We start from the raw sequence: 14,935 nt of genomic DNA, 5'->3' as shown, positions 1-14,935 counted from the left end.
CTGATGAGAAATCGGATCGTAAAGGCAAGTTTACTTAGTTTGACGCTCATGCTGGGCGCTGCGCCGCTTGCGGCAAGTGCCGCCGGCGCCGCGCAGCAATCCGTGATGAAGCACCCCGCCGTCCAAGCGAAGGACTGCTTGAGTCCAGCCGCGGTCCAACTGCGGGAGGGGCTGCGCAAGCTGTGGTCCGAACATGTCTTCTGGACGCACAATGATATCGTCAGCGCGGTCGCGGGCTTGCCGGATCAGGAGATAGTACTCGCTCGCCTGCTTCAGAATCAACAGGATATCGGCGATGCAATCAAGCCGTTCTATGGCGAGGCAGCCGGCAATAAGCTGGCGGAGCTGCTCAGGGAGCATATTCTGCTCGCGGGCCAAATTATCGCGTCGGCCAAGGCCGGCAACGCGGCCGAGATGGAGAAACAGAATAAGCTGTGGTACCGCAACGCCGACGAGCTGGCGGCGTTCCTCGCGAAGGCCAATCCGAACCTCTCCGAGAAGGAGCTGAAGAGCCTGCTCTACGTGCATTTACAGCAGGTTGCCGAGGCGCTGACGGCTCGAATGAAGCAGGATTGGGCGGGGGACGTAGCAACGTTCGACAAAGGCTACAGCCATATCTTGATGCTGTCCGATTATTTGTCCTCCGGGATTATGAAGCAGTTTGCGGATCGATTCAAGTAAACGATGCGGTTAAGCGCGTGCTTGGGCATGCACGACGGTGCTAGCCTAGGCGGCCGCAAGGCGCAAATGGCTGGTGAATGCAAAACAAGCTCTTCGTCCTTCCGGCGAAGAGCTTGTTTCGATTTGGACAATGGACGCGCTTTAAGCCCCAGACTAAAGCGTTTGCCCGCCATCGACCGTAATGAGCTGTCCCGTCATTGCTTCCTGTTCGAGGGCGGAGCAGATCAATTGCGCGATGTCCTCCGGCGTCGAGATGCGCTGCAAGATCAGGTTCGGCGCGAGCCGCTTCATCTGCTCCTCCCGTCCGGCCCACCATCGCGTCGCGACGGCGCCCGGGACGACGGCATTCACTCGTATACTCGGCGACAATGCCCGGGCGAGCGACTTCGTCAGCCCATGGACCGCCGCCTTGGAGACGGCGTAGGGAAGGGAGGAGCCGAGCCCGGTCTGCCCCGAAATGCTGCCGACGTTCACGATGGCGCCGGCTCCGGCTTCTTTCATCCACGGCGCGACGGCTCGCGCGCAGCGGAACATGCCTTTCACGTTGACGTCGAACAGCGAATCCCAGACTTCGTCCGTCACGGCATCGAGGTCGTCCATCGCGATATGATGCGTGAAGCTGGCGTTGTTCACGAGCAGCTGCACACCCCCGAAAGCCTCGGCCGTGCGCGCGACCAAGGCGCGAACCTCTTCATCCCGGGCGACATCCGCCTGCACGGCAATGGCCGAGCCTCCTTGCTCGCGAATCGACTGCACGGTAGCCTCCGCGTCCTCCCGAGAACGCGAGTAATTCACGCTTACATTCGCGCCTTTGCGCGCCAGCAACAGGCTGACCGCCCGCCCGATGCCCGTTCCGCCGCCCGTGACGATGGCCGTTCGTCCTTTCAACTCCATCCTGCCTCGCTCCTTCGCATCTGAATGTCGATCTGACTCTTCTTCATGCTCTCATTGTATCGCTGGCGTTTCTATTTGTATAATTGAATCATTTGATTAAACCATTCAAATAAAATGAACTCCTAGTTCTCGGAGGCGACTAACAATGGATATAAAAGCATTCAAAACCTTCCACGCGGTCGTGAAGCACGGCAGCTTCATTCGGGCCGCGGAGGAGCTGAATTACGCGCAGTCGACCGTCACGATGCAGGTGCAGAAGCTGGAAACCGACTACGGCGTGCAGCTGATCGAGCGCGGAGGCAAAACGCTCCGGCTCACGGAAGCGGGGCGGATCTTTCACGAGCAAAGCCTGGATATCGTGCAGCGCGCCGAGAACATGCAGCGCGGGTTGACCGGGCTCCGGCTCGGCGAAGCGGGACATATCCGGCTGGGCGCGACGGAACCGGCGGCGAGTTATCGCCTGCCGGAGGTCATTGCGCGATTCCTGTCCGCGCATCCGCAAGTGCGGATCACCGTCGATATCGGGAGTACGCCGGCTTTGAGCGAGCGACTGTTGGCCGGTGAGCTGGACCTGGCCGTCTGCTCGGCGCCGGGACTTGCACCGGAGCTGTACTTTGAACCGTTGTACCAAGAACCGTTCGTCGTGCTGATGCCCGTGCATCATCCGCTGGCGGAGCGCTCCGAGATAACGCCGCAAGATTTGCATAACCATCGGCTCCTCATCACGTCGGCCACTTGCCCTTACCGAAAGAAGCTCGAAACGGTCCTGCAGGAGGCTGGGCAGCCGCAGGCGGATACGATGGAAATCGGAAGCATGACGGCGCTCAAAGCCTACGTCGGGCAAGGTCTCGGCATCGCCTTGATCCCGCGCGTGCTTGCAGAAGAAGCGGACGCGCGCACGGTCATGCGTCCTTTGAGCGAAGTAAGCCTGATCGCCATGACGATCGGCATGCTCGTCAGAAGCGCCTCGTTTCCGCCAGGCGTCGCTTGCGCCAAGCTGGCGCAGGCCATTCGAACGGAATTGGGGCAGCCGTGAAGCCGAACCCCAAGAACGCAAAAACAAGCTCTTCGTCCCCTCAGGGGCGAAGAGCTTGTTCGACTTGAAAGGCCGCGAGGCGGATCGGCCGCCGCAGCGGCTTAGATCTTCTTCAGCAGCAAATAGACAAAATACGGCGCGCCGATGAGCGCGACCACGATCCCTGCCGGAATGCCGTCGGCAGCGCCGGACACGTTCCGGCCGATCGTATCCGCCAGCACCAGCAGCCATCCGCCGATCAATACGGCGACGGGAACGAAGAGCTGGTTGCGCGGTCCGACCAGCGACTTGGCGATATGCGGCGCCATCAGGCCGATGAAGGCGATGCCTCCCGCCACGGACACGGCGGCGGCTGCCAAGGCAACGGCCGCGAGCAGCAGCACGAGGCGTTCCTTCGTTAAGGAGACGCCGACGCCGATTGCGACGGAATCGTCCAGCGCCAGCAGATTTAGCTTGTTCGCCTTATACAGCACGAACGGTACGAGTACGGCCAACCACGGGAGGAGCGCCCATATGAACGGCCAGTCCGCGCCCCAGATGTTACCCGCGAGCCATTTGGAAATAAAGTCGACCTTCTCCCGATCCGCGGAAGAGATCAGTACGATCATGACCCCCGAGAGCGCCATGGAGAAACCGACCCCGGTCAGGACGAGCCGGACCGGCTGCAGGCCGGCATGCCTCTTGTACGAGAACAGATAGATGAGCACCGACGTCGCCAGCGCCCCGCCGAAAGCGACCATAGGCAGCACGTATGCGAACGTGCCGGCATCGATCGGCATGAACAAGAAGTAGATGGCGACCCCGACCCCCGCGCCGGAGTTGATGCCGATTATGCCGGGATCGGCCAAGTCGTTGCGCGTTATGCTTTGCAGGATGGATCCGGACAGCGCCAGCGCCATGCCTGCCAAGAGCGTGATAATGATGCGCGGCAGCCGGACGTCGAACAGCACGAAATGTTCCTTGAACGTCCCGTTCCCGAGCAGCGTCGGAAGCAATCGGCCGTAGGATACCTTGGAATAGCCAAGACCCATGCTGATGAAGACGGTAAGGAGAATCAGAACGGCGAACAGCAGCAGAATGATCCGCTGCTTGCGGATAAGCGCTTGACGTATCATTTGATTGCTTTCCCCCCTCTGCGCATGATGAACAGGAAGAAGGGCAGACCGACGACGGCCACGATCGCGGCGATCGGCGTTTCATAAGGCGCGTTGATCACGCGGGCCACCGTATCGGCGATCAGCATGAACGAAGCGCCGGCAACCGCCGACATCGGTACCACGAACCGGTAATCCGTACCGACGATCGCCCGAACGATATGCGGAATCATTAGTCCAAGGAAGGTCAAGTTGCCGACCAGCGCCACGGAGGCGCCGGCGAGCAGCACGGTGACGAGGAACAGCACGGCCTTGATCAGGCCCGTCTTCTGTCCGAGTCCGACGGCGACGTCCTCGCTCAGGCTGAGAATGGTCAGCTGGCGCGACATCGCAAGCGCGACCAAGATGCCGACCGAAATGAACGGAATGATAATCTGCAGCTGGCTCCAGGACGTGCCGATCATGCCGCCCGCCGTCCACATGGAGACGTCCTTGGAAACCTTGAACGCAAGCGCGACGCCGTCGGCTATGGCGTACAGAAACGCCGAGATGGCCGAACCGGCCAGCACGATGCGCAGCGGCGAGAAACCGCCCTTCTTCGCGGCGCCTACGCCGAGCACGAGCAGCGAACCGACAGCGGCTCCGATAAAGCAGGCGATCGTAATCCAGAAGTAGTTGGCCGAAGGCGCGAACGCGATAGTAAAAGCCAGTGCTGCATTAGCACCGGCTGTGAGGCCGAGCAAGCCGGGATCGGCAAGCGGATTGCGCGTCATGCCCTGCATGACGGATCCGGACACGGCAAGCGCCGCCCCGACGAAGATGGCCGCGATTTCGCGCGGCAATCGGATTTCTCGGAGAATGGAGAGATTCTCTCCCGATTGGTTGGTCGTAAGCGCGAGCCAGACATCCTTCACCGTGGTGTGGGCGGCTCCGAAGACCATGGCGATGACGAACATCGCGACGAAGAACAGCAGACCCGCCGTCAGCTTGAGGACAAATGGATAGGGACGTGTTGTTTCGCTTGTCATCATCCTATTGCCCCAGGAATTTCTGCTTGAAGAATTCGAGTTGATAGTCCAGCGTCAGCGGATCGTTGAAGTAGAAGGCGTTGCCGTCGACTTCGAAGGCATGGCCGTTCTTGACCGCGGGAATGTTCTTATAGGAATCGGTCTTTTCGAACGAATTGTCGGCGCCCTTGAATTTGCTGACGATCATGTAGTCGCCGGCGAATTGCGGCAGCACTTCCGTGGAAAGCGCGTAGTAGCCTTCTTTAAGCGCCGTATCGATAACCTTTTGCGGCATCTTGAGCTTCATTTCCTGGTAGAGAATCTCCGTGCCGCGTCCCCAGTTGTCGCCGTAGACGTAGAGCTGCTTGTCGTAGCTTTCGACAACGGAAACGGTTGCGTTCTCGCCGATCTTCGCCTTGATCTCCGTGCCGGCTTCAGCCGCGCGTTTCTTGAAGTCGTCGACCCAAGCCTGTGCTTCTTTTCCTTTATTCAGCAGCTTGCCGATTTCGACGTACTGGGTCAGATAATCGACTTTACCGTACGTATAGACAACCGTCGGCGCGATTTGTTTGAGTTTATCGACGTTTTTGACATTGTCCAAACCGATGATCAGGTCGGGTTTCAGCTCAATGATTTTCTCCAGATCCTCGTCGGTAACCTCTTGAGCATCCTTCAACCGATCTTGGAAGCGGGGATTCAGCTTGGACCAGGAATCCACGCCGACGACGTTAACGCCCAGTGCCATCACGCTGCCTGCAAAAGAGGAGAGGACGACCACGCGCTGCGGGTTGGCGGGTACTTCGACTGGACCGTTTTGCGATTGGTACGTAATCGTGCCGGTCGTAGCCGTATCGTTAGCCGCAGCCGTATCGTCTGCCGCCGCATTGTTGCTGCTTGGCGTGTTATTTGCTGCCGCGTTGTTGGATTTTTCGTTTCCATTCGCGGAATTGCCGGCGTTGTTCGCGGAATTGCCGCATGCGCTGAGAACCAGGATGAGGACTGCGAGAACCGGGATGAGTGCTTTTCTCATGACAGGGGAGAGCTCCTTTAAGATATATTTGTGCCTTGACAACGATGATAATGATTATCAGTATTAGCGACTCTAACAAACATAATTGACATGAGAATGATTGTCAATATCATCTTGTATTAAAGCGCGATGCCGTGTATATTAATGCATATGGAGACATTGAGAATCATTATCAACGAAAATGAGCAGCGAAGGGGCGATCGGCCATGAACGCGGAGAACGTATTTGATATCACCATTATCGGGGGCGGCCCGGCGGGGCTTTACTCGGCTTTTTATAGCGGACTGCGGGAAATGAAAACGAAGATTATCGAGTTCCAGCCGTTTCTTGGCGGCAAAGTGCATGTCTATCCGGAGAAAATGATTTGGGACGTCGGCGGGCTGACGCCTACCCCCGGAGCCCAGCTGATCGAACAATTGGTTGAGCAGGGCCTCACCTTCGGTCCCGAAGTGGTGCTGAACGAGAAAGTGGAATCGATCGGCCGCAACGATGAAGGCCTATTCGAGCTTCGCGGTTCATCCGGCCAAATCCATCATTCCAAAACGGTCGTCATCGCGGTGGGCGGCGGCATTCTGAATCCGACGAAGCTGGATATCGAGGGCGCGGAGCGGTACGAGGTAAGCAATCTGCATTATACGGTCAAATCGCTGCGTCAATTCAAGGGCAAAACCGTCATCGTATCCGGCGGCGGCAATTCCGCCGTCGACTGGGCCAATGAGCTGGTGCCGATCGCGGACCAGGTCATCGTCGTCTACCGCAAGGGCGGGTTGTCCGGCCATGAGGCGCAGGTGCAGCAGCTCTTGAACAGCAGCGCCAACGTCGTGTTCCATTCTTCGATTACCAAGCTGCTCGCGAGCGAGAATCATGAAACGATCGAGCGCGTGGAGCTGACGAACCACCAGACGGGCGAAATATCGGTCGTCGAGGTGGACGAAATCGTCATCAATCACGGCTACGACCGCGATTCGACGCTGCTGCAGGCGAGCGACCTGAATATCGAAATGCTGGAGGATTTCTATGTATCCGGCAGCGTCAGCAGCGAGTCTTCCGTGCCGGGTCTCTATGCGGCAGGCGATATTCTGATGCACGACGGCAAGCTGCATCTGATCGCTGGTGCCTTCCAGGACGCGGCGAACGCGGTGAACCGGGCGAAGAGCTTCATCCAGCCGGATGCCGAGAAGTACGGCATGGTGTCTTCGCATAACGATCGGTTCAAGGAGCGTAACCGCGAGCTGGTGAAGCAAATGATGAAATAGCCGGTCAAGCATCCGGTCAAACATACGAGATACAGCCCGGCCGCGCAGCACGCGGACCCGGGCTTTTTATGCTGCGGCCCATAGCTAAATGAAAACCTGTATGGTACAAGTAGTCCGACAGCAACGAAGAGCGGGGCGGCAGCCAATGTAAAGTGGGGGGATGCAGGATGTTAAAGGCGCGAGTCGGCGTGAAGGGGATTGTCATTCAAGACGGCAAACTGCTGACGGTGAAGAAAGGGGACCTGCGGTCCGGGGCGGATTATACGCTGCCTGGCGGCGGCCAGGAGCATGGAGAAACGCTGATTGAAGCGCTGGAGCGGGAGTTCGTGGAGGAGACCGGCAGCCGCGTGCTGGTCAAGCAGTTTGCGGTGCTTCGGGAATACATCGGCCGGCATCATCATGGGGACAGCGAAGTCGATCCGGACACGCATGTCGTCGATCATCTATTCCTGTGCGAGCTGTTGGACGTGGAACTCTTGGGACAGGGCACCGCGCCGGATGAGGATTGCATCGGCTTGGAGTGGCTGCCGGTTGCCGAGCTGGCGCGGTACCGCTTCTTCCCGCAGGCATTGATCCCGTATCTGCAGGAGGCTGCCGCCGGGGAAGCCCCGCTCGGAATCTATGTCGGCGATATCAACTAGCTGGACGAGGCGATTGGCTAGACAAGCAGTGGGGAAGCTCACCCCCTTGAGCTCGATTAGATGGATTTGAAGGATTTGAAGGCAAGAGGTTGAATAGCTCACCCTCTTGAGCTCGATCAGGCGAATTCGATGGCAAGAGGTTGAATAGCTCACCCTCTTGAGCGCGATCAGGCGAATTCGATGGCAAGAGGTTGAATAAATCACCCTCTTGAGCTCGATCAGGCGGATTCGATGGCAAGAGGTTGAATAGCTCACCCTCTTGAGCTCAATCAGGCGGATTCGATGGCAAGAGGTTGAGTAGCTCACCTTCTTGAGCTCGATTAGGCGGATTCGATGGCAAGAGGTTGAATAGCTCACCCTCTTGAGCTCGATTAGGCGAACTTGAAGGCAGGAGGTTGAATAGCTCACCCTCTTGAGCTCGATTAGGCGAACTTGAAGGCAAGAGGTTGAATACATCACCCTCTTGGGCTCGATTAGGCGAACTTGAAGGCAAGAGGTTGAATACATCACCCTCTTGGGCTCGATTAGGCGAACTTGAAGGCAGGAGGTTGAATAGATCACCCTCTTGAGCTCGATTAGGCGAATTCGATGGCAAGAGGTTGAATAGCTCACCCTCTTGAGCTCAATCAGGCGGATTTGAAGGCAAGAGGTTGAATAGCTCACCCTCTTGAGCTTGATCAGGCGGATTTGATGGCAGGAGGTTGAATAGCTCACCCTCTTGAGCTCGATTAGGCGAACTTGAAGGCAAGAGGTTGAATAGCTCACCTTCTTGAGCTCGATCAGGCGGATTCGAAGGCAAGAGGTTGAATAAATCACCCTCTTGAGCGCGATCAGGCGGATTCGATGGCAAGAGGTTGAATAGCTCACCCTCTTGAGCTCGATTAGGCGAACTTGAAGGCAGGAGGTTGAATAGCTCACCCTCTTGAGCGCGATCAGGCGGATTCGATGGCAAGAGGTTGAATAGCTCACCCTCTTGAGCTCGATCAGGCGAACTTGAAGGCAAGAGGTTGAATAAATCACCCTCTTAAGCTCGATCAGGCGGATTTGACGGCAAGAGGTTGAATAGCTCACCCTCTTGAGTTTGATTATGCGAACTTGAAGGCAAGAGGTTGAATAGCTCACCCTCTTGAGCTCATTCAGGCGAACTTGAAGGCAGGAGGTTGAATAGCTCACCCTCTTGAGCTCGATCAGGCGAACTCTCTACGCAAATCGAATAAACAAGATAGTCGAACAAACAAGTGAAAATGCCTGCAAGCTCGGCCGCTGGCCGCATGCTTGCAGGCATTTTCTCGTGGCGCGGCGTGTTGCGGCGCATTCAATAGCCGTCGGTTTGGCGTCCTGCGTTCTCGGCCATTTCCGCGCCTTCGCGGAGGGATACGGAGCCGATGTGGGAGGTATCCACCTTGGCCCTTGCCAGGCTGTCGGTGACACGTTTGCCGTAGTCCGGATCCGCCTGCGTGAAATAGCCGATCATGGTCTCTTGAATCTGCGGCTGGCAGACCTTCAGGGCATCGGAGAGATTGGCGATGAGCTCGTCGCGCTCCCAATCCTCGAATTTCCGGTACGTCTCGCCGGCCTGCTTGAAATCATTGGGCCGCTCGAGCTTCTGGCGTACCAGCTTCGCATTGTAGGACGGCTGATGATCCTTGCCCTCCGGCGGCGCTTCCTTCAGCCCGCCGAGCTTGGACGGCTCATAGTTGACATGAGGATTCTGCCCGCTCGCGCGGTCGACGGTGACGGCCATCTGCCCGTCCCGCTGGTTCGTGGCCACCGGCGCATGCGGCGCGTTGACCGGCAATTGCAGGTAGTTCGTGCCGACGCGGTGCCGCTGCGTGTCGGAGTAGGAGAACGTCCGCCCCTGCAGCAGCTTGTCGTCGGAGAAATCCAGTCCGTCGACGAGAACGCCGGTGCCGAACGCGGCCTGCTCGACTTCGGCGAAATAGTTCTCCGGATTGCGGTCGAGCACCATTTTGCCGATGGGGAGGAACGGGAATTGCTCGGTGTCCCACAGCTTGGTGGGGTCGAGCGGATCATAGTCCAGCTCCGCATGCTCGTCATCGCTCATCAATTGGACGAACAGCTCCCACTCCGGATAGTCGCCGCGCTCGATCGCCTCGTACAGATCCTGCGTCGCATGGCTCGTATTCATGCCCTGAATGGCATCCGCCTCGTTCTGCAGCAGGTTCTTGATGCCGTGCTTCAGCGGCTCCCAGTGGTATTTGACCAGCATGGCCTCGCCGTCTTGGTTAACCCACTTGTATGTATTGACGCCGGACCCTTGCATCTGCCGGTAGTTGGCCGGAATGCCCCATGGCGAGAACAGGAACGTCACCATATGCGTCGCTTCCGGGGTGCCGGATATGAAGTCGAACATCCGCTCGGGATTGGACAGGTTCGTGACCGGGTCAGGCTTGAACGCGTGCACCATATCGGGGAATTTCAACGGGTCGCGGATGAAGAAAATTTTCAGATTGTTGCCTACGAGGTCCCAGTTGCCGTCCTCGGTGTAAAATTTGACCGCGAAGCCTCGCGGATCGCGGAGCGTCTCCGGCGAGTGGCCGCCATGCAAGACGGTCGAGAATCGGACGAACACCGGCGTCTGCTTGCCGGCCTCTTGGAACAGCTTGGCCCGCGTGTATTTGGATACCGCCTCGTCGCCCACCTTGCCGTAAGCCTCGAAATACCCGTGCGCCCCGGCGCCCCGCGCATGCACGACGCGCTCCGGAATGCGCTCGCGGTCGAAGTGGGAGATTTTCTCGATAAAATGGTAATTCTCCAGCGTCGACGGACCGCGGCTGCCGACCGTACGGATATTTTGGTTATCCGAGATGGGATGGCCCTGCCGGTTCGTCAGCGTTAGGTCGTCTTTCTTGTCGTTAGGCATAGAAGCGCTGCCACCTTTCTGCGATTGTCCAGCACTTACTGTGCGCCAAAGAATGGGGAATTATGCCGGATAATCGAGATCGCACGGTGGAATCGGCAGCAAAAAAGGCCGAACCGGTTATAGAACCGGTCCAGCCGTTCAGACAGGAAAAGCAGATCCGCCTGCGAGCGATTATTGGATGCTCTCCAGTTCCAAGGTAATCGTCTCGATCATTTGCACGAAGGACGTCAGCTCCTGCGAGCTTGCGGCCTGGTCGCGCGCCAGCGTGGACGTCCGCTCGGCGTCCTGCATGACCTCGCCGATGACGCTCGTGATTTCCTGCAGCTTCTCGCGCACGGTTACCAGCGACTCCTTGGAGTGGCTGGCCAGCTTGCGGATCTCGTTCGCGACGACGCCGAAGCCGCGGCCGTGATCGGCCGCATGCGCCGCTTCGATGGCGGCGTTGATGCCGAGCAGCTGGCTTTGATCGGAGATCTCCTGGAGCAGCGAGCCGATGCTGTCGATCTCGCCGATCTTGGACTGCAGCTCGCGCACTTTGACGTTCGCCTGATCCTGGATGTCCGCCGTATGGGTGGCGGAGTCCGCGACGGACTGGCTGCTGCTGCTCAGCTCCACGATCATGGCCGAGAGCTCCTGGACGACGCGGCTGATCGTCGTCAGCGTCGTCTGCTTGGCGTCCGACAAGGCCTGGATTTTATCCTTCTCGTCCTTCTCGTAGGCTTCGAGCACCAGCTGGGAGTCGAGGTTGAACATTTTGGACAGCGCCAAGATAATGGTCATCCACGATTCCGGGGCGATGCGCTTGAAATGCTGCACGGCCGTGTCCAGGTACAGCATATAGGTGCCCAAATACCAGTCGGTCGTCAGGCCGATTCGGGAATGGATGTTGCCGATCAGAATGCGGCGGTCGATAAAGGCCTCGTCGATGACGCCTGTAGTCAAGGACATGAAGTACCAACGCTGCGTTTCCTTGAGCCGGTCGAGCGTGCTGTGCTTCTCGATAATGGCCGACAGCTCGGGAACGGCCACGACTTGCTCGTACAGCTGATCGACGACCTGGCTCGTGATTTGCTCGAAAAGCTCGCGTTTGCCGTGCAGGTACGCCAAATCCGCTTCCGTAATGCCGATATAAGCAAGCTGTTTTCGGCGTTGTTCGTTTAATTGAATCGTCATGATTAATCTCCCCTGGCATGTAAGGTCTTGTATCTATGTCTACTTCATTCGACAATATCCAGCATATTCCTTCAAAATTACCATCTTATGGCGATTTTGAAGAGGGGGTAGTTCAACAAATGGACTTATTTCGCCTGCGTCAGATGCTGCGCGTCTACGTCACGATTTGTTCCCAAACGCTGTGATTGCGATCACAGTCCCGCCGGGTGCCGGGCCTTATACTAGAGCCATATCCAATTCACGCAAGAGGAAAGCGGGGCGTTCAATCATGTTAAGCCAAGCAAATATCGCCATCATCAAATCCACCGTGCCGGTATTAGAGATTCACGGAACGACGATCACCAAGCGGTTCTACGAGCGGTTGTTCCAAAGTCATCCGGAGCTGCTGAATATCTTCAACCACGCGAATCAGAAGCAGGGCAGGCAGCAGACGGCGCTTGCGAACGCGGTCTATGCGGCGGCCTTGAACATCGAGAAGCTGGAGGCCATCCTGCCGGTCGTCAAAGGCATCGCGCACAAGCATCGGAGTCTCGGCGTTAAGCCGGAGCATTATCCGATCGTCGGGGAGCATCTGCTGGGCGCGATCAAAGAGGTGCTGGGCGATGCCGCGACGGACGAGATCTTGGGCGCATGGGCGGAGGCATACGGCATTATTGCGGATGCGTTTATCGGCGTGGAGGCGGAGATGTATCGGCAGGCAGAGACGCAGCCCGGCGGATGGGAGGGTTATCGTCCTTTCAAGGTGGCGCGGAAGGTGCGGGAGAGCGAGGTCATTACGTCGTTCTATCTGGAGCCGGCGGACGGCAGGGCAATCGCGGCCTTCGAGCCCGGACAGTATATCGGCGTCAAATTGAACATTCCGGGTGAAGAGCATACGCATATCCGGCAGTACAGCTTGTCGGGGCCGCCCGGGGCAGCGTATTACCGCATCTCCGTGAAACGGGAAAATACCGCTCAGGATCGTCCGGCGGGAAAAGTGTCCGTCTACTTGCATGCGGAGCTTCAGGAAGGAAACGTGCTGCAGGTTTCCGCGCCCGCGGGCGATTTCAAACTGGACCGGGCGGATTCGCGTCCCGTCGTGCTGATCAGCGGAGGCGTGGGGCTGACGCCGATGGTGAGCATGCTGCGTTCGCTGGCCGAAGGGCAGCGGGAACGAAGCGTGACGTTCGTGCATGCCGCGCAGCATGGCGGCATGCATGCGTTGAAGGATGAAGTCGAAGGCATCGTGAGCGGTCGGCCGGACTTCTCGGCCTTCTGGGTCTATGCCGAGCCAACGGCGGATGATCGGACGGCGGGCGCTTATCACAAAGAAGGCCGGATCGACCTGGCATGGCTGCAGGAGGTTCTTGTATCGAAGGAGGCCGTATTCTACTTCTGCGGCCCGCAGCCTTTCATGCAGACGGTGAACCGGGCGCTGAAGGAATGGGGCGTTCCGGCGGCAGACCTTCGTTATGAGTTCTTCGGTCCGGCCGGCGCGCTGGATTGAGGCTGATGATGAGGCTGCAGCCTGGGATCAGGACCCGGCCCGCTGGGCGCGGAGCAGCCGGTTGACGGTTTCGCGGCGCAGGCCGATGAGCTGGCCGATCTCGTCCTGCGTCAGCACGTCGGTCAGCGGCGCCTCGCCGATATACAGGCGAAACCAAGCCTGGAGCTTGAGCAGTTTATCCGCGGGAGCGACCTGCGTGAGCTGATCGATGCGCTGCTGCATCATGCGCAGCTTGTCCTGCAGCAGCAGCGCTACCTCCCGGCACCGGTCGGCATCGTCCTGCAGCTGCCGATACCAGTCTGCCGCGGAGATGACCTCGATCTCGGAGGGCGCCAGCGCGATGGCCGTGCCGAAATACGGATTCGGACTGATCAGGGAATGATGGGGAATCGTTTCCCCTGGCGTGATGACGTTGACGAGAAACGGAGTGCCGTCCGGGTGGACGCGCATGATTTTGAGCAGGCCGCTGCGCAGCTGGAAGAGGGGACCGGATTCCCCTTGCCGGAATAAGATCTCGCCTTTGTTTAACTGCATGGATGGGCTCCTTTATGGCTACGACGTGAAAGCAAATTAATCGCCTCTATCATACCAGTAGCTCCTCGCACTCTCCACCTCGCTTGTATTTTCCTAGCTGTACGGTGAAGCAGGCAGGAGACGGGGAACGATCAACGAATCGTTAGGGAATGGCAAACATTCGTTATCGAGGAGGAACTGCAATGGAAGATTTACGGCTGCGGAGCGGCCGCTTGACCGTCACCGTCAAGCATCCGGGCGAGGTGGGCGGCGTACGGTTCGATCGGACGGGCTTCGTAACGGAAGTGAGGCTGGACGACCGGCATGCCTTTTGTGCGTATGAGCTGCCAAATCAATGGGATCCGTCGAAAGGGGCCGGTCTCTGCGGTGAATTCGGCATCGAACGGACCGTAGGCTACGGCGAGGTCAAGCCGGGAGAATGGTTCCCCAAGCTGGGCGTCGGCCTGCTGATGCGCGATTCGGACAACGGTTACGGGCATATGCGGGCATACGAGCTGCGGCCCTTCGCCATTGAGGTCGAACAGCCGGACGAGAGCAGCCTGTCGTTTACCGTGCTGCCGGAGGAATGCCTCGGTTATGCGGCGCGCTGCAGCAAACGGCTGAGGGTGGAAGACAATCGGCTGCGCGTGGACTATGAGCTGACCAACGTCGGCAAGCGCGAGATCGTCACGAACGAGTATGCGCATAATTTCGTCTGCATCGACGGGAAGACGGTAGGGCCTGAGTATACGCTGTCTTTCGACGGAGAAAATGCGACTGCGCTGCAAGTGCACGTAGGCGATGTGCGCGCGGAAGAGAAGCGGCTGGAATGGAGCGGCGTGCCGGAGCGGGATTTCTACGCGCGGATGTATCCGCGCAGCGAAGCGGATCCGGGCCTGCCGAGCGGTTGGACGCTCCTGCATCGGCCGTCCGGCGTTCGGATGAGCGAGACCTGCGGCTTCGAGACGGAGCTGGTTGCGGTATGGGGCATGGCGCATAACGTGTCGCCGGAGATGTTCGCCCCGGTCCGGGTGGCGCCGGGCGAGACGCTGACCTGGTGGCGGGAGTATCGGTTCGAGGGCGGAGTCTAAGGATGAGGATTACGTCATAATCGCTGACTGGCCAACTGTGAAATAGAAGAGAAGCCCTTGAACCGGGCAAGTACCGCATGACTGATGCGGCTTGCCGGTTCAGGGGCTTTTCGGCGTTCATGGGTGCGGAGAGTTCTACTCGGCCGTTC

At 58.4% G+C, this 14,935-nt stretch carries 13 protein-coding genes; 6 read left to right on the top strand and 7 right to left on the bottom strand.

Annotation, left to right across the window (positions count from 1 at the left end):
* Positions 1-3: 3 nt before the first annotated feature.
* Positions 4-681: a glycosyltransferase gene (locus AC0YNU_RS28115; RefSeq protein ID WP_475762496.1), complete on the top strand. Its 678-nt coding sequence runs from the start codon at positions 4-6 to the stop codon at positions 679-681.
* A gap of 153 nt (positions 682-834) precedes the next feature.
* Here the strand turns inward: AC0YNU_RS28115 and AC0YNU_RS28110 are convergent, their stop codons facing one another.
* Positions 835-1,575 carry an SDR family NAD(P)-dependent oxidoreductase gene (locus AC0YNU_RS28110; protein WP_475762494.1) on the bottom strand — a complete coding sequence of 247 codons (741 nt, stop codon included), beginning with the start codon at positions 1,573-1,575 and terminating at the stop codon, positions 835-837.
* Positions 1,576-1,720: 145 nt separating this feature from the next.
* Here AC0YNU_RS28110 and AC0YNU_RS28105 point away from each other — a divergent pair, with 145 nt between their 5' ends.
* Positions 1,721-2,611: a LysR family transcriptional regulator gene (locus tag AC0YNU_RS28105; RefSeq protein ID WP_475762492.1), complete on the top strand. Its 891-nt coding sequence runs from the start codon at positions 1,721-1,723 to the stop codon at positions 2,609-2,611.
* Positions 2,612-2,712: 101 nt separating this feature from the next.
* On the opposite strand, the gene AC0YNU_RS28100 is transcribed toward AC0YNU_RS28105, so the two are convergent.
* From AC0YNU_RS28100 to AC0YNU_RS28090, 3 genes are read right to left on the bottom strand one after another with little or no spacing between them, the layout of a single operon-like run.
* Positions 2,713-3,726 (bottom strand): FecCD family ABC transporter permease, encoded by a 1,014-nt coding sequence (locus AC0YNU_RS28100; protein WP_475762490.1) that lies wholly within the window; start codon positions 3,724-3,726, stop codon positions 2,713-2,715.
* Complete coding sequence (locus AC0YNU_RS28095; protein WP_475762556.1) at positions 3,723-4,733, bottom strand: FecCD family ABC transporter permease; 1,011 nt, start codon at positions 4,731-4,733, stop codon at positions 3,723-3,725. The genes AC0YNU_RS28100 and AC0YNU_RS28095 overlap by 4 nt, the downstream gene beginning before the upstream one ends.
* Before the next feature lie 4 nt (positions 4,734-4,737).
* Entirely contained in the window at positions 4,738-5,742 is a 1,005-nt protein-coding gene (locus tag AC0YNU_RS28090) for an iron-hydroxamate ABC transporter substrate-binding protein (protein ID WP_475762488.1), read from the bottom strand.
* Positions 5,743-5,948: 206 nt separating this feature from the next.
* Here AC0YNU_RS28090 and AC0YNU_RS28085 point away from each other — a divergent pair, with 206 nt between their 5' ends.
* Both AC0YNU_RS28085 and AC0YNU_RS28080 read left to right on the top strand, forming a co-directional pair.
* Positions 5,949-6,998 (top strand): NAD(P)/FAD-dependent oxidoreductase, encoded by a 1,050-nt coding sequence (locus AC0YNU_RS28085; protein WP_475762486.1) that lies wholly within the window; start codon positions 5,949-5,951, stop codon positions 6,996-6,998.
* 167 nt (positions 6,999-7,165) lie between these two features.
* A complete protein-coding gene (locus tag AC0YNU_RS28080) occupies positions 7,166-7,639 on the top strand; it encodes an NUDIX domain-containing protein (protein WP_475762484.1) in 474 nt (157 codons plus the stop codon).
* Between the two features lie 1,315 nt (positions 7,640-8,954).
* Here the strand turns inward: AC0YNU_RS28080 and AC0YNU_RS28075 are convergent.
* Both AC0YNU_RS28075 and AC0YNU_RS28070 read right to left on the bottom strand, forming a co-directional pair.
* Positions 8,955-10,523, bottom strand: coding sequence for a catalase (locus AC0YNU_RS28075; RefSeq protein ID WP_475762482.1), 1,569 nt, complete (start codon positions 10,521-10,523; stop codon positions 8,955-8,957).
* A 171-nt stretch (positions 10,524-10,694) separates the two neighbouring features.
* Positions 10,695-11,696 (bottom strand): protoglobin domain-containing protein, encoded by a 1,002-nt coding sequence (locus tag AC0YNU_RS28070; RefSeq protein WP_475762480.1) that lies wholly within the window; start codon positions 11,694-11,696, stop codon positions 10,695-10,697.
* A 268-nt stretch (positions 11,697-11,964) separates the two neighbouring features.
* Here AC0YNU_RS28070 and hmpA point away from each other — a divergent pair, with 268 nt between their 5' ends.
* The gene (hmpA, locus tag AC0YNU_RS28065; protein ID WP_475762478.1) at positions 11,965-13,182 is read left to right on the top strand and encodes an NO-inducible flavohemoprotein; all 1,218 of its coding nucleotides are present in this window, start codon (positions 11,965-11,967) and stop codon (positions 13,180-13,182) included.
* A gap of 27 nt (positions 13,183-13,209) precedes the next feature.
* On the opposite strand, the gene AC0YNU_RS28060 is transcribed toward hmpA, so the two are convergent.
* Positions 13,210-13,716: a Crp/Fnr family transcriptional regulator gene (locus tag AC0YNU_RS28060; protein ID WP_475762476.1), complete on the bottom strand. Its 507-nt coding sequence runs from the start codon at positions 13,714-13,716 to the stop codon at positions 13,210-13,212.
* Between the two features lie 182 nt (positions 13,717-13,898).
* Here AC0YNU_RS28060 and AC0YNU_RS28055 point away from each other — a divergent pair, with 182 nt between their 5' ends.
* Complete coding sequence (locus tag AC0YNU_RS28055; protein ID WP_475762474.1) at positions 13,899-14,786, top strand: hypothetical protein; 888 nt, start codon at positions 13,899-13,901, stop codon at positions 14,784-14,786.
* The last annotated feature ends 149 nt before the right edge of the window (positions 14,787-14,935 follow it).

The organism is Paenibacillus sp. J31P316, assembly GCF_056269105.1.
Note: the sequence above shows the minus strand (reverse complement) of the source record. Positions and strands in the feature narration are given on the sequence as shown.